A 20083-nucleotide genomic window follows, 5' to 3' on the forward strand; every position below is an offset into this window, starting at 1 on the left:
GTCAAGCCTAGAGCCCACCTCCTACACTGGATGCCGTGACCGCACTCGACGCAGACCGCCAGACCCTCCTCGACCTGATCAAGGACGAGGCCGTGTTCCACGGAGACTTCACGCTCTCGAGCGGCAAGAAGGCGACGTACTACGTCGACATGCGCAAGCTCACACTCGATCACCGCGCCGCTCCCGCGATCGGCCGCATCATGCTCGACCTCATCGGCGACCTCGACGCCGTCGCTGTCGGCGGCCTGACCCTGGGTGCCGACCCCATCGCGAACTCGGTGCTGCACGCCTCGGTCGCCACAGACGAGCCGCTCGACGCGTTCGTCGTGCGCAAGGAGCCGAAGGACCACGGCCGCGGTCGCCAGATCGAGGGCGCAGACGTCAAGGGCAAACGCGTCGTCGTGCTCGAAGACACGTCCACCACCGGGCAGTCCGCGCTCAAGGCCGTCGAGGCGCTGCGCAAGGAGGGCGCCGAGATCGTCGCCGTCGCCGTGATCGTCGACCGCAAGACGGGCGCGCAGGCCGCGATCGAAGCCGAGGGACTCGAATGGCGCGCCGCCTTCGACCTCGACGACCTCGGACTCGACCCCCAGTGACCCGCTACGCGCTGGCCGTCGACGTGGGCGGCACCAAGATGGAGGCCGCGCTCGTCGATGAGCACGGTGCGCTCGTGCGGGGAAGCCGCAGTCGCCGGGCGACGGGCCGGGATGCCACTCCCGCATCGCTCGACGACGCGATCGCGACACTGATCTCCCATGCGCTCTCCCGTCTTCCCGACGACGCAGAGCTCGTCGGCGTCGGAATCGGCAGTGCGGGGCCGATCGACCGCAACGTCGGTCAGATCCTTCCCGTGAACATGCCTGCAGCCCGCGGGTACGGTCTCGCGGATGCGGTTCGCGCGACTGCATCCGGGCTCCTCGGCCGTGCACTGCCCACGCTCTTCGGTCACGACGGTGGTGCGCTCGCGCTCGCCGAGTCCTGGCTCGGTGCGACGAAAGATGCCCGTTCTTCACTGTCGATCGTCGTCTCGACGGGCGTGGGCGGAGGATTCGTCGTGAACGGCGCGTACATCCCCGGCGCCACGGGCAACGCCGGTCACCTCGGACAGGTGCGCCGCGAGGGCGGGCTCACGCTCGAGGAGATCGCCTCGGGGCCGGCGAGTGCCGCCTGGGCTCAGCAGCAGGGCTGGACCGGAGCCACCGGCGAGGACCTGGCTCGGGATGCCGCCGCGGGTGACGCCATCGCCCGCGCCGCGATCGAGCGATCGGCGAAGGCCGTCGGAGAAGCGCTCGCGGATGCGGCGACCCTCGTGGATCTCGATGTCGTAGCGATCGGCGGCGGATTCTCCCGGGTGTCGGCCGACTACATCGATCTCGTGCAGGAGGCCCTCACCTCGAGCGCCGCGCACGAGTACTCCCGCCGCACGCGCGTCGTGCGCTCGGGGCTCGGCGACGAAGGGCCTCTCATCGGCGCAGCGGCGCTCGTCCTGCGCTGAATCCTCGGCACCGGCGCCCGTGTCAGCGGGCCGCGACGATCAGGTGGCGCTGCGGCGCTTCGAGTCGGGCCATCGCGATCTTGAGCTCGGTCGTGTCGGCCGCGACCGCGTCGATCCGTGTCCCGAGCGACTTGTCGACATCGATGAGGTCGGCTCGAACGCCGTCGATGCGGGCGCTGAGTCTCTCTTCGACGCCGTCGATGCGGGCGCCGAGTCTCTCCTCGACGCGGTCGGATCTGCGAATGCACCAGGCGAAGCCCGCGATCATTGTGCCGCCCAGAGTCAGCAGTAGACCGACTGCGCTGATGACGATGGTGATGGTCTCTGCGGACACGAACATGCTCCCATTCTGCGGGTGAAGGGTGGGGTTTCGCAGAATGCTAGGTGTGTAACGGATGCGGGGCAGAGCGAGGGTGAGCAGAGCGCTGATGCGTGTGCACGATTCCGTCCGATGCTCGTCGGTGCAGGAGCGGTCGGCCCCTTCCGTTCGCCTCCCTAACAAAACCGGCCTACGCTCGTAGCAGGCTACGGCTCAGCGACGGAAGGAACACGCATGCGCGTACTCGGACTGCTCTCGGGCACCTCACACGACGGCATCGACGTCACTGTCGTGGACTTCGACGAGGACGGCGGTGCGCTGCGCGGCACCGTGCTGCACGAGGACAGCATCCCGTACGACCCCGAACTGCGGGCACGACTCGTCGCCGCGCTGCCGCCTGCGCCCACGACCTTCGCGGAGGTCTGTGAGCTCGACACCCTGATAGGCCAGGCCTTCGCCGAGGTCGCCGCCACGGCATCCGATGCCGTCGGGGGAGTGGATGCCGTGTGCACGCATGGTCAGACCGTCTTCCACTGGGTCGACGAGGGCCGCGCCCTCGGCACTCTGCAGATCGGGCAACCGGCATGGATCGCGGAGCGAGTGGGCGCGCCGGTCGTCTCCGACGTGCGGATCCGTGACATCACCGCAGGAGGGCACGGAGCACCGCTCGTGTCGTTCCTCGACGAGCTGCTGCTGCGCGGACGCGCGGGAGTCTCGGCGGCGGTCAACCTCGGCGGCATCGCGAACGTGACGGTGGTCGGTTCCGACGGGCTGTCGGCCTACGACATCGGCCCTGCAAATGCACTGATCGACGCGGTGGTCGTCGCCGAGGGTCTGAACGACCGGGGCTACGACGCGGATGCCGCCATCGCCCGCACCGGCGTCATCGATGAGGATCTGCTCGCCGAGCTGCTCGCCGACCCGTACTACGCACTTCCCGCCCCGAAGAGCACCGGCAAGGAGCACTTCCACCTCGACTACGTCCGGGCGCACGTCGACCGGACGCGTCCCGGCATCGCCCCGGCAGACCTGGTCCGCACGCTGACCGAGCTCACGGTGCGCACGGTCGCCCAGGACATCCGCGCCGCCGGCATCCGGTTCCTGGCCGTCTCGGGCGGCGGATGCCACAATCCGCTGATCATGCAGGGGCTGCGCGACGCGCTCCCCGGCGTCGAGGTGGTGCTCGCCGACGAGCTCGGCGCGCCGGTCGACAGCAAGGAGGCCATCCTGTTCGCGCTGATCGGCTGGTGCACGATGCACGGCGTCGCTGCGGTGACGCCGGGTGGCACCGGAGCGCGTGAGGCGCGAATCCTCGGCACGATCACCCCGGGCGCGGGTCCGCTGCGGATGCCGGAGCCCGTGGATCGCGTGCGCAGCCTGACGCTGCGTTGATCGACGATCGACCGCGTTCAGCGCGAGCGGTCGTCGTCGTCCCAGGGGCCTTCCCACCAGCCGGCGCGGCCGTCGCCCTCGCCGCCTCCACGACGTCGCGAGCGGAAGAACTGCACCACCCACACGGTCAAGGTGCTGAGGAGGATCACGAAGATCACCAGGAACAGCAGGTCGGACTGGTTCATGGGCGCTTTCCCTCCGCAGCATCCGCCACGATCTTGGCGATCCGAGCGGATCGTGTCTCGGCACGTTTCGCCATCGCGATGTGCGTCAGGCCGAACTTCTTGACCGACTTCGGGAAGGCGTCCCAGTTCTGCCTGGCGGCCGGCACCGCGTCGAGGGCCTCTGTCAGCTCGGCCGGCTCGATCCCCGCCTCGGGGCCGTCGAGCAGGGTCCACGATCCGTCGGCCTTCGCCGCATCGAGCACGCGGATGCCGGCGGGTGCGAGCTGTCCGGCGGCTTCGAGGTCGATCAGGCGCGCCTTGTTCGTCGCCGCCCACCCGCTGCCGCGGCGCCGGGGCGAGAACCACTGGCCCACCGTCTGGTCGTCGAAGGTGCGCACCGGGCCGTCGATCCAGCCGAAGCAGAGCGCCTGACGCACGGCGTCCTCGTATCCCACGCCGTCGGCTCGATTGCCGCGCACGCTCAGCAGCCAGACTCCCGCGGCGCGCTCGTGATGCTCCTCGAGCCAGGCGCGCCAGGCGGTCGCATCGGCTGCGACGACCCGCTCTCCCTCGTCGAGCGCGCCCACGTCAGTCCTCGTCGAGCGTCGGAATCGACTCGGTGACCGTCGGAAGCAGGTCGGCGACCGAGTCGACGATCTCGTCGGGCCGGAACGGGTACTTCTCGACCTCGGCCTCGTCACTGATGCCTGTCATCACGAGCACGGTGTGCAGGCCTGCCTCGATGCCGGCGATGATGTCGGTGTCCATCCGGTCGCCGATCATGCCGGTCTTCTTCGAGTGCGCGCCGATCTTGTTGAGCGCCGAGCGGAACATCATCGGGTTCGGCTTGCCGACGACATACGGCTCCTTGCCCGTCGCCTTGGTGATGAGAGCAGCGATCGCGCCCGTCGCAGGCATGACGCCGTCGGCCGAGGGGCCCGTCGCATCCGGGTTCGTCACGATGAAGCGCGCGCCCTTGATGATGAGCCGGATCGCCTTGGTGATCGCCTCGAACGAGTAATTGCGAGTCTCGCCGACGACCACGAAGTCGGGGTTCGTCTCCGTCATGATGAAACCGGCCTCGTGCAGTGCGGTGAGGATGCCGGCCTCGCCGATCACGAAGGCCGAGCCGCCGGGCAGCTGCTGCGCGAGGAAATCCGCCGTGGCCAGCGCCGAGGTCCAGATCCGCTCCTCGGGCACGACGAGCCCGCTGGCGCGCAGTCGGGCCGACAGGTCGCGCGCCGTGAAGATCGAGTTGTTGGTCAGCACCAGGTACGGGATGTCGTTCTGCTCCCACCCGGCGAGCAGTTCGGAGGCTCCGGGGATGGCGTCGTTCTCATGTACGAGCACGCCGTCCATGTCGGTCAGCCAGCATTCGATGTTGTCGCGGTGTGCCATGTGCTCAGCCTATTGGCCCGCGGTTACGGGCAGGTGTCAGGTTCTGACGAGGTTCTCAGGCGCTGAGCCAGACCACGTCCGCGGCGCCCTCGGGGAGGTCCGTCTCGATGCCGTCGAGCTCGATGCCCGACTCGGTGGTCGTGATGCTCGCCGCGACGACGACGCCGGATGCCTCGAGAGCGCGCAGCAGTTCGGGGTCGCGGTCGTCGACACGCAGCACGCGCCCGACGTGTCCCGCCGGCGCGTCGGCGAGCAGCACGAAGGGCTCGCGCTCGACGACGCCCGCGGCATCCGGGATCGCGTCGCCGTGCGGGTCGAACCGGGGTCGGCCGAGTCGTGCATCGATGCCCTCGAGCAGGCGATCGCTGATCGTGTGCTCGAGCACCTCGGCCTCATCGTGCACCTCGTGCCAGCCGTAGCCGAACTCCTGCACCAGCCAGGTCTCGATCAGGCGGTGGCGGCGCACCATGGCCAGGGCGCGCCGAGTGCCGGCATCCGTCAGCCGGACGGCCCCGTAGGGCACGTGCGAGACGAGGCCGGCGGCGGCGAGCTTCTTCACCATCTCGGTCACCGAAGACGGGGCGATGCCGAGCTTCGCCGCGAGCACCGACGGGGTGATGGGGGCGTCCTGCCACTCGGTGTGCGCGTAGACGGTCTTCAGGTAGTCGTCTGCTGCCGGGGATGCCACGTGTCCAGCCTAGAACAGGGGACAGACCGCGATCAGGGGTTCGCCACGTCGACGAGGATGCCGAAGGCCACCTGACCTGCGAAGAACACGATGAGGAAGCCGAGCAGAGCGGCGAAGAGCGAGAGGCGCCCGTCGAAACCCGCGATCTCGGCGATGCCGATCTTGCGGGCGCGGAAGGCCAGCACCAGCGTCGCGATGCCCAGTGCGAGCTGCACCCAGGGCCCGCCGAACGGGAGCACGGAGGGGAAGGTTACGAGGAGCCCGCCGATCACGCCGGTCGCGATGCCTGTCCACGTGAGGATGCGGACGGTGCGGCGCGCGGGTTCGGCAGACATCCTTCGAGCCTATCCGTCGGGAGGACCGGTCCGTCCGCTCTGAATCGTGTCAATCCGGCGGGAATCCTTGACTGATGCGGAACTCGAAGGGTAGCTTCGACGGGGCACGGGAAAACGCTATCCGAGCGGGCTGCACGCCCAGAGAAGGATTTCGACGATGAATATCCGACACCGATCATTCCGCGCCCTCGTGGCGGTGGCCGCCGCCGGCTGCCTCGTCGCGGGAGGCGCGCAGAGTGCGGGAGCGGCGTCGCCCGCAGCCCCCGCCACGGGTCGACACGACCCCGGCGCCCAGGCACCGCAACTCGAGTCCCTCGACCGCGGGCTCGTCGCGGTCTCGACTGCCGACGGCGTCTTCCTCAGCTGGAGACTGCTCGCGACCGAGGCCACCGGAGCGACGCAGACCGGCCTCGCCGGCCCCGACTTCGCGGTCTATCGCGACGGCACGAAGGTCGCCACGGTCACGGACAGCACGAACTACGCGGATGCCGACGGCTCCGCGACGTCGGAGTACTCCGTGATCCCGATCGTCAACGGCGTAGAACTGACGGCATCCGCATCGGCATCCGTGACCGCGTGGGCCGACGGTCACCATGACCTGCCCCTGCAGAAGCCCGCCGACGGGGTGACGCCGAAGGGTGAGGCGTACACGTACTCGGCGAACGACGTGTCCGTCGGCGACGTCGACGGCGACGGACAGTATGAGTACGTCGTGAAGTGGGACCCGTCGAACTCGAAGGACGTCTCCCAGCGCGGCTACACCGGCCCCGTCTACCTCGACACGTACGAGCTCGACGGAACTCTGCTGAATCGCCTCGATCTCGGGGTGAACATCCGCGCCGGAGCGCACTACACGCAGTTCCTGGTCTATGACTTCGACGGCGACGGGCGATCCGAGACCATGCTGAAGACCGCTCCCGGCACGAAGTCCGTGCAGTACGCCGCCGACGGCTCGGTCGCGAGCGAGTCGTACATCACGCTGCCGAAGGCAGACCGCAAGGCCGGGTACTCGAACGACGACGACTACCGTCTGAGCGCCGCGGACTACGAGCAGCACCTCGTCGAGATCTTCCTGGGCTGGAGCGATCGCGAGGAGGTCGTCTCGGGGCAGTGGCCCGCGACGCTGGAAGAGGCGTGGGGCATGCCCGTCACGCACGAGTACCCGCTCTCACCCGAGGCCGCGCAGGAGCTGGCGACGACGTTCATCGACGTCTACGCTCCGAGTCGCAGCGCGCGCAACCTGCTGCGCGAGTTCGAGGGATTCATCGTCGACGGACCCGAGTACCTCACGGTCTTCGACAGCGCGACCGGCGAAGAGCTGCAGACCATCCCGTATCCGACCGAGCGCGGAGACGACGGCCTGCTGTGGGGCGACTACGCGATGTCGCGCATCGAGCCGGGCAACCGCGTCGACCGGTTCCTCTCAGGTGTCGGCTACCTCGACGGGCAGCATCCGTCGGCCGTCTTCGCCCGCGGGTACTACACGCGCACGACCGTCACGGCCTTCGACTGGGACGGCAAGCGACTGAGAGAGGTGTGGGACGTCGACAGCGGCCATGCCCCGATGACCAACCCGTTCAACGACTCGCCGCACGGCCGCGACGGCACCGACCCCGAGTTCGGCTCGATCGCGACGCAGGGGTTCCACTCGCTGAGCTTCGCCGACGTCGACGCCGACGGGAGGCAGGAGCTCGTCTACGGGTCTGCGACGATCGACGACGACGGCAGTCTGCTGTACAGCTCGTTCGACGTGCTGCCCGAGGGCAGCGCCGATCCGGGCGCCGAGGTGCGCCTGGGGCACGGCGATGCGATGCACGTGACCGACATCGATCCGAGCCGCCCCGGTCTCGAGATCTGGACCGCGCACGAGGGCGCGACCTCGGCGCCCTACGGCTCGGCGCTGCGCGATGCAGCGACCGGAGAGACGCTGTTCGGCGCTTACTCGGGCCGCGACACCGGCCGCGCGATGATCGGCGATGTGCGTCCGGATGTCCCCGGCATCGAGGTGTGGTCGAGCATGCCCGGCGGCACCGAGGGCAGCGGGCTGCTCAGCGCGACAGGTGAGGTCCTCGACACCGCCACGCCCGGCACCAACATGTCGATCCGCTGGGCCGGCGATCTCACGACGCAGCTCGTGAACGGCAGCGGCGATCAGACGCCGACCATCGACGACTGGACTCGAGGCACGTTGCTCACGGCGACCGGCACGCTGACGAACAACGGCACGAAGGGCAACCCCTCGCTCGTCGCCGACGTCCTGGGCGACTGGCGCGAGGAGCTGCTCGTCCGCACCTCGGACTCGACCGCGCTGCGCTTCTACACGACGACCGAGCCGACGGTGCACAAGCTCACGACTCTCATGCACGACGTGCAGTACCGGGTCGAGACGGCGCGCCAGCAGACGACGTACAACCAGCCGGCATACACGTCGTTCTACCTGGCGAGCGACATCGACTGGTCGCAGGTGCCCGTGATGACGACGCCCGCGACGCCGAAGGCTCCGACCTTCACCGACAAGCCGGGCACATCGCGCGACGAGGTCAAGGTGCCGACGAACGTGAAGGGCATCGCCTATTACGTGAACGGCGAGAAGGTCGAGGCCCGCAACGGCAAGGTGACGGTCACGGGCGAGGTGACCGTCGTCGCGGTGCCAGAGCCCGGCTGGCGCATCGCCGAGGGGGCGACATCGCAGTGGACGGAGACCCTCCGCTCGCGCTGAGCGACGCGGTGACAGGACGCCGCCCCGAGCCGACTCTTCCCGTGCCGGCTCGGGGCGGTTCCGTGCTGTCGTCCACGCGCGCACCGGGCGATCAGGCGCCCGTCATGACCAGCCAGAGCAGGGCGCCGTTGAGCACGATGAGCAGAGCGGAGGCGACGATGCCGGCCACCGTGGTCCAGGCGCGATTCGCCCAGACGCCGAGCGTTCGACGCTGCGCGGTGAGTGCCACGAGCGGGATCAACGCGAACGGGATGCCGAACGAGAGCACGACCTGGCTGAGCACCAGAGCCAACGTGGGATCGAAGCCGATGCCGAGGATCACCAGTGCGGGGATCAGCGTCACGAGTCGACGGGCGAGCAGCGGGATGCGCACGTGCAGCAGCCCGTGCATGATCTCGGCGCCCGCATACGCGCCGACGGATGTCGAGGCGAGGCCGGAGGCGAGCAGGCCGACCGCGAAGAAGGTCGCGACGACGGGACCCAGTCCCGACGCGAGTGCGGCATGGGCGCCTTCGAGCGAATCGGTGCCCTCGACGCCCGACAGGTTCGCGGCGGCGAGGAGCAGGATGCCGAGGTTCACGGTGCCCGCGATCACCATCGCGACCGAGACGTCCCAGCGGGTCGCTGTGAGCAGGCGGCGGATGCGCGAGGTCTGGGTTCGAGCAGCCTCCGTCGGCGCGTGCGCGGCGGCGGCGCCGAATCGATCTCGCGTCAGCGACGAGTGCGCGTAGATCGCGTGCGGCATGATCGTCGCGCCCAGGATCGAGGCGGCGAGGAGCACCGATCCGGTGCCCTCGAACCGGGGCACCAGACCGCCGACGATGCTCGCGGCATCCGGCGGGGCGATGAAGAGGCCGGCCACGAAGCCCACCGCGATGATCACCATCAGGCCGATGATCACGAACTCGAAGGGTCGCGCGCCGCGGCGGTTCTGCACCGTCAGCAGAACCATCGACACGGCTCCGGTGATGACCCCACCGAGCAGCAGGGGGATGTCGAACAGCAGGTAGAGCGCGACCGCGCCGCCGATGACCTCGGCCAGATCGGTCGCCATCGCGACCAGCTCGGCCTGCAGCCAGTACGCACGTCGCGCCCAGGGCTTCGTGAGGCGTGCGCCCAGAACTTCGGGCAGGCTCTGGCCGGTGACGACGCCGAGCTTCGCCGACAGGTACTGGATCAGCCAGGCCATCACGTTTCCGGCCACCACGACCCAGACGAGCAGATAGCCGTACTGCGCACCCGCGGTCATGTTGCTCGCGACATTGCCCGGATCGAGGTAGGCGACGCCCGCGACCAGCGCCGGCCCGAGAAGCCAGAGGCTGCGCGGGGCGGTGGCGCGGGCGGGCAGGGTCTCCTTCTCCGCTGCGAGACTTTTAGGCATGCCGAAATCGTAGCGGATTTTTCGGCGCACCTAAATCCCTCCCGCGGATGCGCCGGATAGCCTGGCTGGATGGATGAGCAGGCGCCCGCCGACGCAGCGGACAGAGGCGGATCCTCGGCGCAGCCCGGATACGGTGTCGGCCCCTGGCCCGGCGGCGAGGAGGAGTGGCCCACCGGAGACCAGTACGATCCGGCGCTGCTGGCCGCGGGAGATACGCGCAACGTCATCGACCGTTACCGGTACTGGCGTATGGACGCGATCGTCGCCGATCTCGACACCAAGCGGCATCCGTTCCACGTGGCCATCGAGAACTGGCAGCACGACATGAACATCGGCTCCATCGTGCGCAGCGCCAACGCCTTCCTCGCCGACACCGTGCACATCATCGGCCGGCGCCGCTGGAACAAGCGGGGCGCGATGGTGACCGACCGCTATCAGCACGTCATGCACCATGACGACGTCGAGACGTTCGCCGCCTGGGCTGCCGCCGAAGGCGTGCCGATCATCGCGGTCGACAACGTCGAGGGTGCTGTGCCGGTCGACCGCGCCGATCTGCCGCAGAGCTGCGTGCTGCTGTTCGGTCAGGAAGGGCCGGGGCTCTCGGACGCCGCGCTCGCCGCAGCATCCGCCCACATCGAGATCACGCAGTACGGTTCGACCCGGTCGATCAACGCGAGCGCGGCCGCCGCGGTGATCATGTACGAATGGTGCCGGAGGCACGCCGGCTGACGGCGACGGATCCTCTCGACACGCGCCCTGCTCGGGCGTAGCGTGAGTGCCGATCTGAGGAGGTCGACATGGCAGCGATCGGTCGCATCCGCCCGTTCCTCTGGTTCGACGGCCGGGCGCAGGAGGCGATGGAGTACTACGTCTCGGTGTTTCCCAACTCGTCGATCGACCAGGTGGTGCTGTATCCCGATGACTCGCTCGATCGACACTTCGAGGGCATGAGCGGCAAGGTGCTCACCGGCACCTTCACCCTGAACGGCACGCCGTTCGGCTGCCTCGACGGTGGCCCCGAGTTCGCGTTCAACGAGTCGATCTCGTTCGTGATCGGGTGCGAGGACCAGGCCGAGATCGATCACTACTGGCAGGCTCTCTCGGCCGTGCCGGAGTCTGAGGCGTGCGGCTGGTGCAAAGACCGGTTCGGGGTGAGCTGGCAGGTCGTGCCCGCAGGGCTCGATCTGCTCCAGCAGAGGCCCGAGCAGATCCAGGCGCTCATGCACATGAAGAAGATCGTGATCGCCGAACTCGAGAATGCCTGATCCCCTGACAGGTCAGTCTCTGTCGATGCCGAACGTGTTGCGGTAGAGCGCCGTCACGTCGCGGTCGAGAGCGCGGATCTCGCCGAGAACCTCGGTACGAAGGCCTCCGATCTCGGCCTTGACGACGTGGATGAAGAGTGTCGACACCACAGTGATCATGCCGAACATCGAGGCGGCGAAGACGCCGATCAGCACCCACACCTGCGGTTCGTTCATGGTCAGCACGCTCCGATTCTCGTTCGCTCGTGACGACAATGCCAGGGCCGGAGCGCGAGAGGTGGCGAGATTCCGGGATACGTGCAGAACTCCGGGCTCGCGACGAGTGTGCAGTGTCAGACGCCGGCGGTGACCCAGCGGCCGGAGCGCACGCGCCAGCCGAGAGTGCCCAGCCGGGCGAGCAGGTAGACGCCGAAGAACGCGATGGCGAGCCACACGAGGCCCGCTGAGGCATCGACGCCGCTCGCGGCGATGATCCAGAGCGCAGGCAGGAACGGCACGAGATTGATGCCCCCGGCGATCGCGAGGTAGCGCGCGTCGTTCGCCCCCATCAGCACTCCGTCGAGGACGAACACCACCCCGGCGATCGGCTGCGCGAGAGCGAGGATCAGCAGCGCGGGCTGCACGAGGGTCGCGATCCGGGCGTCGCCGGTGAACACGATCCCGAGGACTCCGGAGAGGGCCGCGATGAGCGCTCCGACCACGACGCCGAACCACGCTCCCCAGGCGACCGTGCGCCGGAGGACCCGGTGCACCTGCTGCTCGTCGCCCGCGCCCAGCTCTTTGCCGATCAGCGCCTGGGCGGCGATCGCCAGCGCATCGAGCGCGAAGGCCGCCGCCGAGAAGATCGTGAAGACGATCTGCCATCCGGCGAGCTCGTCGGTGCCGATGCCGGTGGCGACGGCGACCGTCGCCAGCAGGGCGACGCGCAGGCTCACCGTGCGCAGGAACAGCCAGCCGCCCGAGCGCGCCGTGCTGCCCATGCCCTCGCGCCGGACTCTCAGAGACGCCTCGTGCCTCGCGGCGAGGCGGCGGATCACGAGCACGTAGGCCCCGACCATGCCCCACTGGGCGACGACGGTGCCGGCGGCCGATCCGGCGATTCCCCAGCCGAGTCCGTAGATGAACACGATGTTGAGCAGCGCGTTCGCGCCGAACCCGAGGCCGGCGATCCACAGCGGCGTCATCGTGTCCTGCATCCCGCGCAGCAGCCCGGTCGCGGCGAAGACGATGAGCATCGCCGGGAGCCCCCACATCGAGACGAGCAGATAGGCGTTCGCATCGGCGGCCACGGCGTCGCTCGCGCCGAACAGCGACACGAGCCATGGCGAGGCGACTGCCCCGGCTGCGGCGAGCACCGCTCCGATCGCGAGCGCGAGCCACATGCCGTTGATCCCGACCGAGACGGCCTCGCCCGGCCTGCCGGCGCCGAACAGTCGGGCGACCGCCGGGGTCGTGGAGTAGGCCAGGAAGACCATGAGCCCGACGATGGTCTGCAGCACGGCTCCGGCGATGCCGAGGCCCGCGAGCGGGGTCGTGCCCAGGTGGCCGACCAGAGCCGCGTCGACGATGAGGAAGGCCGGCTCCGCGATCAGCGCACCGAGCGCGGGGACGGCGAGGCGCAGGATCTCGCGGTTGAGAGTGCGCTCGGTCATCCTCCGAGCCTATGGGCTGGCGCCGACAGGTGACGGCCCCGCATCCCCGGCCCCTCGGATCGTGAGCGGCCGTACCCTGGAGGGACCCGGATGCGACGGAGGTGCGTCATGACGGATCCACGGGAGGCTGCGGCGAGGTACCGTGCGCGACAGCGGAGCCGGATCGAGGGCGAGGGCGACGCGGAGTCCGGCGCGGAACCGGGCATCGCGGCAGCCACCGACCGGGCCGCGTTCATCGAGACGGCGATCCAGGTCGCGATCCGCCGGGGCGACTTCGACGATCTGCCCGGCGCCGGCAAGCCGATCGAGGGCCTCGGAACGCACCACGACCCCGACTGGTGGATCCGTCGCAAGATCGAGCAGGAGAACCTGACAGGTCTCGGCCCACCGGCGATCCTGTTGCGCACCGAGGACCGGGAGCTCGACGACCAGCTCGATCTGCTCGGTCGTGAGGCCGACGTGCGGTCGGTGCTCGAGGACTTCAACCGTCGGGTGATCGAGGCCCGACGTCAGCTGCAGGGCGGCCCACCCGTCGTGACGAGTCCGCGCGACATCGATGCCGAGGTGGCCGCGTGGGCTGAGCGTCGCGCGGCGCGCTCGGCCGCGCGTGCCGCCGAGGCGCCGGAGCAGCCCAGACGGCGCCGGTTCGGCCTCCGGCGCAGGGCATGACCGATCCCGCCCGAATGTCGGAGCGACGCATAGGCTGGTCGGCATGACCGACGTGCTTCCCTCTGGCCTTGAGACCTCCGAGTTCAGCTCCGACATCCGCCCGCAGGACGACCTGTACCGCCATGTCAACGGCGCCTGGCTCGCCCGCACCGAGATCCCCGGTGACAAGGCGCGGTGGGGATCCTTCCACCTGCTCGCCGAGCAGGCCGAGAAAGACGTCAGGGCGATCATCGAGGAGTCTCAGGATGCCGAGCCGGGCACCCTCGCTCGCAAGATCGGTGATCTGTTCGCCAGCTTCATGGACACCGAGCGCATCGCGGCCGCGGGAGTCACCCCGCTCGCCGAAACGCTCGCCGAGATCGATGCGATCGATGACATCGCCGCGTTCCTGCGCACGGTCGGAACCTACGACCGCGACGGCCGGGCGCACCTGATCGGGTTCTACGTCGACGGCGACCCCGGCAACCCCGAGCGCTACCTTCCTGTGGTCGTGCAGTCGGGCCTCTCGCTGCCGGACGAGAGCTACTTCCGGCTCGACACCTTCGCCGAGACCCGGGCGGCGTACCGCGAACACCTCGTGCGGCTGCTGACGCTCGCGGGGCTGTCGGATGCCGCGAGCACCGCCGATCGCTCGATCGCGCTCGAGACCGAGCTCGCCGGGCACCACTGGGACAACGTGCGCAGCCGAGACGCCGTCGCCACCTACAACCTCAAGACCTGGGCCGAGATCCAGGAGCTCGCAGGGGTCGACCTCGAGCCGTGGCGCGACGCCGTGGCACCCGCCCACCCCGAGGCGTTCACCGAGGTCGTGGTCTCGCAGCCGAGCTTCCTCGAGGGGCTCGGGTCGCTGCTGACCGTCGAGCGCCTCGACGAGTGGAAGGCCTGGCTGCGCGCCCAGGTCGTGCATGCGGCGGCCCCGTACCTGACCGACGACATCGTGCAGGAGAACTTCTCGTTCTACGGCACCGAGCTCACCGGTGTCCCCTCCATCCGAGAGCGCTGGAAGCGCGGCGTCTCGGTGACCGAGGGCGCACTGAGCGAGGCGATCGGCAAGGTCTACGTCGAGCGTCACTACCCGCCGACGGCGAAGGCCGCGATGGACGAGCTCGTGGCGAACCTCATCGAGGCCTACCGGCAGAGCATCACCGACCTCGAGTGGATGACGGCCGAGACCCGAGAGCGCGCACTCGCCAAGCTCGACTCCTTCACGCCCAAGATCGGGCACCCCGCGGTGTGGCGTGACTATTCGAGCCTCGAGATCGACCGCGCCGACCTGTTCGGCAACGTGCGCCGCGCAGCGATCTTCGAGCACGATCGCAACGTCGCGAAGGTCGGCAAGCCGATCGACCGTGATGAATGGCACATGCCGCCGCAGATGGTCAACGCCTACTACAACCCCTCGATGAACGAGATCGTGTTCCCGGCGGCCATCCTGCAGTACCCGTTCTTCGACGCCTCGCGCGACGCGGCGGCGAACTACGGCGGCATCGGCGCGGTCATCGGCCACGAGATCGGTCACGGATTCGACGATCAGGGCAGCCGCTACGACGGCGACGGCAAGCTCGAGGACTGGTGGACGGATGCCGATCGCTCGGCGTTCGAGCAGCGCACCACGGCACTCATCGCGCAGTACGACGCACTCGTCCCCGAGGGCCTCGACGCCGAGCACCACGTCAACGGCGCGCTGACGATCGGCGAGAACATCGGTGATCTGGGAGGCCTCGGCATCGCGCTCAAGGCGTACGAGATCGCTCTCGACGGGGCCGAGGCGCCGGTGATCGACGGATACACCGGGGTGCAGCGCCTGCTGCTGTCGTGGGCGCAGGTCTGGCAGCAGAAGAGCCGCGACGCCGAGACGCTGCGCCTGCTCACGATCGACCCGCACTCACCGAACGAGTTCCGGTGCAACCAGATCGTCCGCAACATCGACGCGTTCTACGAGGCGTTCGACGTGGCTGAGAGCGACGCGCTGTGGCTGCCGCAGGACTCGCGCGTGACCATCTGGTGAGCGCTCCCGCATAGGCGATCTCGCCAGGTGGGGTGCCCTGCTGTCTGCCGTATGACGTTCTGATGACCGTATATCGGAGTATGTAGGGCATCCTCACCTGGCGGGGTTACGATATCCGTGCTGCGGCGGATGGACACCGCAGCATCCCGCCAATCCAACCCCCCTCTTAAGGATCACGCGTGGGTGCTTCCGAGCCTGCCGACGGCCCGTCACTGGCCTCGCTGCGCCGCTCTCAGCGGACCAGCCGACGCTTGCCGCGACGTGCCGCCGCAGGGCGACGGTCGTTCACCTCGACCTTGCGGGCACTCGAACAGCTGGCGGATGCCGGGGCCCAGGTGTCGGTCCACGTCGTCGATCTCGACAACCACACGCATGTTCTCTCGGGCGACGACCACGTGACCATGCCCGTCGCCGGACTCGGAGTCGTGCCCGTGCTGATCGAGGTGGCGGCCGCATTCGAGGCCGGCACGCTCGACCCGCTCGAGATCGTCGAGCGCACTGCGGTCGACCCCGTGTCCACCTCGGGACTCTGGCGGCACCTGCATGCGCCCGCGCTTCCGCTCGAAGACCTCGCGGTGCTCGCAGCGACGGCCGGCGACCCGATCGCGGTCAACGCGCTGCTGCAGCGCGTCGGTCACGAACGCGTGCGTGAGCGCATCGAGACTCTCGGGCTCCGCCGCACGGCCGTGCTCGACCGATTCCGTGACGAGCGCGGCCCCGATGATGCCCCCCATGTCGCGGTGGGCTCCGCGCGCGAGTTCGCCGGGCTCTTCTCGGCTCTCGTGAACTCGCAGGTGGTCGGAGCATCGGTGAGTGCTCAGGTCTCGGAGTGGCTCAGCCTCAATCAGGACCTGAGCCTGGTCGCATCCGCGACCGGCCTGGACCCCTTCGCGCACGACCATGACGCCCACGGCCTGCTGTTCATCAGCAAGACCGGCCGAGATCGCGGCGTGCGTGCCGAGGCAGGGGTGCTCGCCGGACCCCGCGCGGGCGTCGCCTACTCGCTGATCGTCTGCTTCGACGACCTGTCGATCACCCACCGCCTGCGCGCGCACGATGCCTTCCGTGTGCTCGGGGTCGAGCTCATGGAGTACACGCACTGACCGCGTGCATCGCGCGGCACGGCGCCGCCCGCGGTTAGCATCGGTGCATGCCCCGCACCGACTGGACTCCGCATCGTCGTGAAGACGGAGAACTGCTCGGCTGGATCCATCCGGCCGGCGACGAGTGGATCGCGGTCGACGTGCTGGGGCGCGCGGTGTCCGGGCCGATGGAGTGGCTCGATGCCGAGGCTGTCCTGGAGGAGCACGGAATCGCGTGGCTCGCAGACCCGTGGATGCTCGAGGGCGACACCGAGGGGCCGGTGCGCGTGCGCATCGTCGAGGTCACACCCGACGACGAAAGGAGCCGGGGGCGCGTCGTCGTGAAGGTCGACGACCTCGGTGACGTCAGTCGACCGCCCACGCAGCAGTACGTGCTCTCGTGGCCGGCGCCCGATCGGCTGCGGATGCCGTCGCCGACGGATCCCGATCCGCGGGTGTTCTGACCAGGTCCCCGGGCGTGCCGGCGGGTGTGCGCGATCACCCGGGCAGCGAGGGGTGCTGTTCGGACGCGCGCTGGCGAGGGATGAGCAGCGAAAGCACGAGCGCGACGATTCCGGCGGCGATCGCGAGCCAGAAGCACACGTCGAACGCCGCCCTCGTCGGCACCGAGACGCCGCCGACGTCGATGCTCATCGCGGCGAGCACCCCGCCCATCACGGCGGAGGCGCTGGAGGTGCCGACCGAGCGGAAGAGCGCGTTCAACCCGTTCGAGGCGCCCGTCTCGTTCGCCGGAACCGATCGCATGATGATCATCGGCATCGCGGCGAAGGTGAAACCGATCCCGACACCGATCAGCAGGTTCCCGACCAGGATGTGCCAGACCTCACTCGACCACAGGAGCACGAAGACGTATGCGAGCACGATGGCTCCCGCACCGACGGTGAACAGCGGGCGGGGTCCGACCGTGCGCTCGAGCCAACCCGACAACGGTGAGATCACCATCATCACGAGGCCGGCGGGCATGATGATCAGCGAAGCCGAGACCATGTCGAGTCCGAAGCCCGCCCCCGAGGCTGCGGAGCCCTCGAGAAGCTGCGGGAACGTCACGTTGGAGGCGAACAGCGCGAAGCCCATCCCGATCGCGGCGATGTTGGTGAAGAGCACGGCAGGGCGCGCGGCGACCCGCAGATCGAGCAGAGGATCGGTCGTCCTCAGCTGATACCAACCCCAGATCAGCAGCACGCCGACTCCGCCGATGATGCAGGCGAGCGTCAGCGGTGCCGTCCAGCCCCACTCGGCTCCGCGCGACACGAACAGCAGGATGCCGGTGAGTCCGATCGCGAGTCCGATGGCGCCGAGCACGTCGAGGCGGCCGGGGAATCGCAGCACGTCCTCGGGGATCACGAGCAGCACGAGTGCGAGACCCACCACGCCGAGGGCCGCGGCGAGCCAGAACAGCCAGTGCCAGTCGGCGTTGACGGCGAGCAACGCGGCGACCGGCATCCCGATCGCGCCGCCGACGCCCATGGTCGCGCTCATCAGCGCGACGGCGGTGCCCAGACGCTCCGGAGGCAGGACGTCGCGCATGATCGCGATGCCGAGGGGCACGACGCCGGTCACCGCACCCTGGAGTGCCCGACCGATGATGACGCCGACGATCGAACCAGACAGGGCCGCGATCAGGGAGCCGAGGACGAGCAGGCCGAGCAGCACGATCACGACGCGTCGCTTGCCGTACATGTCGCCGAGGCGGCCCGAGATCGGAGTGGCGACGGCGGCGACGAGCAGAGTGATCGTGACCACCCAGGTGGTGTCCTCGCGAGACGCGTTCAGCAGCCGGGGAAGCTCGGCCTGGAGCGGGACGACCAGCGTGAACATGAACGACGAGCAGAGCCCGGCGAAGGCGAGCACCGCGACGATCGCCCACCTCGGTGGTGTCCGGGAGAGCCTTCTGCGCGCGCGATCATCGGTCTCTCCCATTGCTTCAGGCTATCGGCGTCTCCGACATCCGAGGCGCGCTCGCCGTGACTCCGAGAGGTCAGCTCACGCCCTTCATCAGCCGCAGCACGGGCTTGACCGCGAGCAGCAGACCCAGTCCGACGACGATCGCGATCGCCCCGAGGATCGAGAAGTACGGCACCTCGTTCTTCGGGTCGTAGAACTGCACGAGCCAGCCCGAGATCGCGGTGCCGAGCGCGATCGACAGGAAGAACAGCGCGACCATCTGCGTGTGGAACACCTGGGGCGCGAGCTTGGTCGTCACCGACAGCCCGACGGGGGAGATGAGCAGCTCGGCGACCGTGAACACGAAGAGGATGCCGATGATCGCCAGCAGGGGAGTGGAGTTCGGCCCGCCGCCCGCGAAGGGCAGGAAGAGCAGGAATGCCGCTCCCATGATGATCGCCCCCAGCGCGAACTTCACCGGGGTGGAAGGCTGGCGCGGGCCGAGACGGGTCCAGATGGCGGCGAAGACGCCCGACAGGATGATGATGAACACCGGGTTGATCGACTGGACCCACGACACGGGCATCTCGAATCCGAAGATGGTGCGGTCGAGACGCTCGTCCGAATACACCGTGAGCACGGTGAACTGCTGCTGGTACAGCGACCAGAACGCGACGCTCGTGATGAAGAGCGGCAGGAATCCCCACACCCGCGAGCGCTCGGTGCCGTCGATCCGCCGACTGCTGAGGATCACGGCGAAGTACGCGACCGTCGCGATGATCGTTCCGATGATGACGATGTCCGCCAGATTGTCGGCCTGGATCACCCCGACGAGCACCAGCACGGCGATGAGGGCGACCGCAGCGACAGCGATGACCGCGACGAGGGGGTAGCGCGACCGGGGCAGCGGGTTCGGCACTCGGCGAGCCTCGTCCGGCAGAGCCTTGCGACCGAAGGAGTACTGCACGAGCCCCAGCGTCATGCCGATCGCGGCGAGGCCGAATCCGTAGTGGAATCCCAGCGTCGACTGCAGGATGCCGGTGAGGATCGGCCCGAGGAACGCGCCGAGGTTGATGCCGAGGTAGAACAGCGAGAACCCGGCATCGCGGCGCGTGTCCTCCGGGCTGTACAGGGTGCCGACCACAGAGGTCGCGTTGGCCTTGAGCCCGCCGGAGCCGAGGGCCACGAGCACGAGCCCGACGCCGACTCCGATGAACCCGGGAAGCAGGGCGAGGGCGACGTGCCCGCCGACGATGACGATGGCGCTGATGAAGAGCACGCGCTCCGATCCCAGCATCCGGTCGGCGATCCAGGCACCGAGGATGGTCGAGAGGTAGACCGACCCTCCGTAGGCGCCGACGATGCCGCCCGCCACGGCCTGCGAGAGGCCGAGGCCGCCCTCGGAGACCGAGAAGTACAGGTAGATCAGCAGGATCCCCTGCATGCCGTAGAAGCTGAACCGCTCCCACATCTCGACGCCGAAGATGTGGACGAGTGCCCAGGGCTGCCCGAAGAACCGGGTGTCGGACCTCTCGGCTGTGGTGTCGCTGGTTGCCATCCCTCCACGGTACGCCCGGTCGACAGGCCGTTCCCAGAGCATTCCGGTCGGGC

21 protein-coding genes are annotated in these 20083 nt (G+C 68.9%); 10 read left to right on the top strand and 11 right to left on the bottom strand.

Annotated features, from left to right (window positions below):
* The first annotated feature begins 35 nt into the window (after nt 1–35).
* Together pyrE and AB0N61_RS13835 are read left to right on the top strand one after the other, a co-directional pair.
* Nucleotides 36–596 (top strand): orotate phosphoribosyltransferase, encoded by a 561-nt coding sequence (gene pyrE / locus AB0N61_RS13830; protein WP_363364912.1) that lies wholly within the window; start codon nt 36–38, stop codon nt 594–596.
* Entirely contained in the window at nt 593–1495 is a 903-nt protein-coding gene (locus AB0N61_RS13835; RefSeq protein ID WP_363364914.1) for an ROK family protein, read from the top strand. Before pyrE ends, AB0N61_RS13835 begins: the two co-directional genes overlap by 4 nt.
* Nucleotides 1496–1517: 22 nt before the next feature.
* On the opposite strand, the gene AB0N61_RS13840 is transcribed toward AB0N61_RS13835, so the two are convergent.
* Nucleotides 1518–1835, bottom strand: coding sequence for a hypothetical protein (locus tag AB0N61_RS13840; protein ID WP_363364916.1), 318 nt, complete (start codon nt 1833–1835; stop codon nt 1518–1520).
* Between the two features lie 213 nt (nt 1836–2048).
* On the opposite strand from AB0N61_RS13840, the gene AB0N61_RS13845 reads away from it, so the two are divergent.
* Complete coding sequence (locus AB0N61_RS13845; RefSeq protein ID WP_363364918.1) at nt 2049–3206, top strand: anhydro-N-acetylmuramic acid kinase; 1158 nt, start codon at nt 2049–2051, stop codon at nt 3204–3206.
* Nucleotides 3207–3223: 17 nt separating this feature from the next.
* Here the strand turns inward: AB0N61_RS13845 and AB0N61_RS13850 are convergent, their stop codons facing one another.
* From AB0N61_RS13850 to AB0N61_RS13870, 5 genes are read right to left on the bottom strand one after another with little or no spacing between them, the layout of a single operon-like run.
* Nucleotides 3224–3391, bottom strand: coding sequence for a hypothetical protein (locus AB0N61_RS13850; RefSeq protein WP_363364920.1), 168 nt, complete (start codon nt 3389–3391; stop codon nt 3224–3226).
* Nucleotides 3388–3957 carry a YdeI/OmpD-associated family protein gene (locus AB0N61_RS13855; protein ID WP_363364922.1) on the bottom strand — a complete coding sequence of 190 codons (570 nt, stop codon included), beginning with the start codon at nt 3955–3957 and terminating at the stop codon, nt 3388–3390. The genes AB0N61_RS13850 and AB0N61_RS13855 overlap by 4 nt, the downstream gene beginning before the upstream one ends.
* A 1-nt stretch (nt 3958) precedes the next feature.
* On the bottom strand, nt 3959–4768 hold the full coding sequence (locus AB0N61_RS13860; RefSeq protein WP_053098019.1) for an HAD-IIA family hydrolase: 810 nt from the start codon (nt 4766–4768) through the stop codon (nt 3959–3961).
* Nucleotides 4769–4823: 55 nt separating this feature from the next.
* Complete coding sequence (locus AB0N61_RS13865) at nt 4824–5456, bottom strand: metal-dependent transcriptional regulator (protein WP_363364924.1); 633 nt, start codon at nt 5454–5456, stop codon at nt 4824–4826.
* Nucleotides 5457–5488: 32 nt separating this feature from the next.
* The gene (locus AB0N61_RS13870; RefSeq protein WP_363364927.1) at nt 5489–5791 is read right to left on the bottom strand and encodes a hypothetical protein; all 303 of its coding nucleotides are present in this window, start codon (nt 5789–5791) and stop codon (nt 5489–5491) included.
* 157 nt (nt 5792–5948) lie between these two features.
* Here AB0N61_RS13870 and AB0N61_RS13875 point away from each other — a divergent pair, with 157 nt between their 5' ends.
* On the top strand, nt 5949–8510 hold the full coding sequence (locus AB0N61_RS13875) for a rhamnogalacturonan lyase (protein WP_363364929.1): 2562 nt from the start codon (nt 5949–5951) through the stop codon (nt 8508–8510).
* Between the two features lie 91 nt (nt 8511–8601).
* On the opposite strand, the gene AB0N61_RS13880 is transcribed toward AB0N61_RS13875, so the two are convergent.
* Nucleotides 8602–9891, bottom strand: a complete 1290-nt coding sequence (locus AB0N61_RS13880; protein WP_363364930.1) for an Nramp family divalent metal transporter — start codon at nt 9889–9891, stop codon at nt 8602–8604.
* A 69-nt stretch (nt 9892–9960) separates the two neighbouring features.
* Between AB0N61_RS13880 and AB0N61_RS13885 the strand changes: the two genes are divergently transcribed.
* Complete coding sequence (locus tag AB0N61_RS13885; protein ID WP_363364931.1) at nt 9961–10620, top strand: TrmH family RNA methyltransferase; 660 nt, start codon at nt 9961–9963, stop codon at nt 10618–10620.
* Nucleotides 10621–10688: 68 nt separating this feature from the next.
* Nucleotides 10689–11156: a VOC family protein gene (locus AB0N61_RS13890; RefSeq protein WP_185274915.1), complete on the top strand. Its 468-nt coding sequence runs from the start codon at nt 10689–10691 to the stop codon at nt 11154–11156.
* Nucleotides 11157–11168: 12 nt separating this feature from the next.
* Here the strand turns inward: AB0N61_RS13890 and AB0N61_RS13895 are convergent, their stop codons facing one another.
* Both AB0N61_RS13895 and AB0N61_RS13900 read right to left on the bottom strand, forming a co-directional pair.
* Nucleotides 11169–11372: a hypothetical protein gene (locus AB0N61_RS13895; RefSeq protein ID WP_082488386.1), complete on the bottom strand. Its 204-nt coding sequence runs from the start codon at nt 11370–11372 to the stop codon at nt 11169–11171.
* Between the two features lie 116 nt (nt 11373–11488).
* Nucleotides 11489–12808: an MATE family efflux transporter gene (locus AB0N61_RS13900; RefSeq protein ID WP_363364934.1), complete on the bottom strand. Its 1320-nt coding sequence runs from the start codon at nt 12806–12808 to the stop codon at nt 11489–11491.
* A gap of 108 nt (nt 12809–12916) precedes the next feature.
* Here AB0N61_RS13900 and AB0N61_RS13905 point away from each other — a divergent pair, with 108 nt between their 5' ends.
* The 4 genes from AB0N61_RS13905 to AB0N61_RS13920 all read left to right on the top strand — a co-directional run bounded on the left by AB0N61_RS13905 (nt 12917) and on the right by AB0N61_RS13920 (nt 17031).
* The gene (locus tag AB0N61_RS13905; RefSeq protein ID WP_363364936.1) at nt 12917–13477 is read left to right on the top strand and encodes a DUF1992 domain-containing protein; all 561 of its coding nucleotides are present in this window, start codon (nt 12917–12919) and stop codon (nt 13475–13477) included.
* A 43-nt stretch (nt 13478–13520) separates the two neighbouring features.
* Complete coding sequence (locus AB0N61_RS13910) at nt 13521–15485, top strand: M13-type metalloendopeptidase (protein ID WP_363364938.1); 1965 nt, start codon at nt 13521–13523, stop codon at nt 15483–15485.
* Between the two features lie 179 nt (nt 15486–15664).
* A complete protein-coding gene (locus AB0N61_RS13915) occupies nt 15665–16588 on the top strand; it encodes a serine hydrolase (protein WP_363364939.1) in 924 nt (307 codons plus the stop codon).
* A gap of 47 nt (nt 16589–16635) precedes the next feature.
* Nucleotides 16636–17031: a hypothetical protein gene (locus AB0N61_RS13920; RefSeq protein ID WP_363364941.1), complete on the top strand. Its 396-nt coding sequence runs from the start codon at nt 16636–16638 to the stop codon at nt 17029–17031.
* Between the two features lie 34 nt (nt 17032–17065).
* On the opposite strand, the gene AB0N61_RS13925 is transcribed toward AB0N61_RS13920, so the two are convergent.
* Together AB0N61_RS13925 and AB0N61_RS13930 are read right to left on the bottom strand one after the other, a co-directional pair.
* Nucleotides 17066–18508, bottom strand: a complete 1443-nt coding sequence (locus AB0N61_RS13925) for an MFS transporter (RefSeq protein ID WP_363364943.1) — start codon at nt 18506–18508, stop codon at nt 17066–17068.
* Nucleotides 18509–18566: 58 nt separating this feature from the next.
* A complete protein-coding gene (locus AB0N61_RS13930; RefSeq protein ID WP_363364945.1) occupies nt 18567–20030 on the bottom strand; it encodes a peptide MFS transporter in 1464 nt (487 codons plus the stop codon).
* Between the last annotated feature and the right edge of the window lie 53 nt (nt 20031–20083).

It is taken from the genome of Microbacterium sp. NPDC089320 (genome assembly GCF_040684875.1).
In the GTDB taxonomy this organism is placed as follows: Bacteria; Actinomycetota; Actinomycetes; order Actinomycetales; family Microbacteriaceae; genus Microbacterium.

What these genes read in the sequence shown, in the direction of transcription:
- AB0N61_RS13860 (WP_053098019.1), bottom strand. Translation starts at nt 4,768, where the DNA reads ATGGCACACCGCGACAACATCGAATGCTGGCTGACCGACATGGACGGC.
- AB0N61_RS13920 (WP_363364941.1), top strand. Translation starts at nt 16,636, where the DNA reads ATGCCCCGCACCGACTGGACTCCGCATCGTCGTGAAGACGGAGAACTG.
- AB0N61_RS13910 (WP_363364938.1), top strand. Translation starts at nt 13,521, where the DNA reads ATGACCGACGTGCTTCCCTCTGGCCTTGAGACCTCCGAGTTCAGCTCC.
- AB0N61_RS13900 (WP_363364934.1), bottom strand. Translation starts at nt 12,808, where the DNA reads ATGACCGAGCGCACTCTCAACCGCGAGATCCTGCGCCTCGCCGTCCCC.
- AB0N61_RS13885 (WP_363364931.1), top strand. Translation starts at nt 9,961, where the DNA reads ATGGATGAGCAGGCGCCCGCCGACGCAGCGGACAGAGGCGGATCCTCG.
- AB0N61_RS13925 (WP_363364943.1), bottom strand. Translation starts at nt 18,508, where the DNA reads ATGGGAGAGACCGATGATCGCGCGCGCAGAAGGCTCTCCCGGACACCA.
- AB0N61_RS13895 (WP_082488386.1), bottom strand. Translation starts at nt 11,372, where the DNA reads ATGAACGAACCGCAGGTGTGGGTGCTGATCGGCGTCTTCGCCGCCTCG.
- AB0N61_RS13890 (WP_185274915.1), top strand. Translation starts at nt 10,689, where the DNA reads ATGGCAGCGATCGGTCGCATCCGCCCGTTCCTCTGGTTCGACGGCCGG.
- AB0N61_RS13930 (WP_363364945.1), bottom strand. Translation starts at nt 20,030, where the DNA reads ATGGCAACCAGCGACACCACAGCCGAGAGGTCCGACACCCGGTTCTTC.
- AB0N61_RS13905 (WP_363364936.1), top strand. Translation starts at nt 12,917, where the DNA reads ATGACGGATCCACGGGAGGCTGCGGCGAGGTACCGTGCGCGACAGCGG.
- AB0N61_RS13845 (WP_363364918.1), top strand. Translation starts at nt 2,049, where the DNA reads ATGCGCGTACTCGGACTGCTCTCGGGCACCTCACACGACGGCATCGAC.
- AB0N61_RS13850 (WP_363364920.1), bottom strand. Translation starts at nt 3,391, where the DNA reads ATGAACCAGTCCGACCTGCTGTTCCTGGTGATCTTCGTGATCCTCCTC.
- AB0N61_RS13840 (WP_363364916.1), bottom strand. Translation starts at nt 1,835, where the DNA reads ATGTTCGTGTCCGCAGAGACCATCACCATCGTCATCAGCGCAGTCGGT.
- AB0N61_RS13870 (WP_363364927.1), bottom strand. Translation starts at nt 5,791, where the DNA reads ATGTCTGCCGAACCCGCGCGCCGCACCGTCCGCATCCTCACGTGGACA.
- AB0N61_RS13880 (WP_363364930.1), bottom strand. Translation starts at nt 9,891, where the DNA reads ATGCCTAAAAGTCTCGCAGCGGAGAAGGAGACCCTGCCCGCCCGCGCC.
- AB0N61_RS13875 (WP_363364929.1), top strand. Translation starts at nt 5,949, where the DNA reads ATGAATATCCGACACCGATCATTCCGCGCCCTCGTGGCGGTGGCCGCC.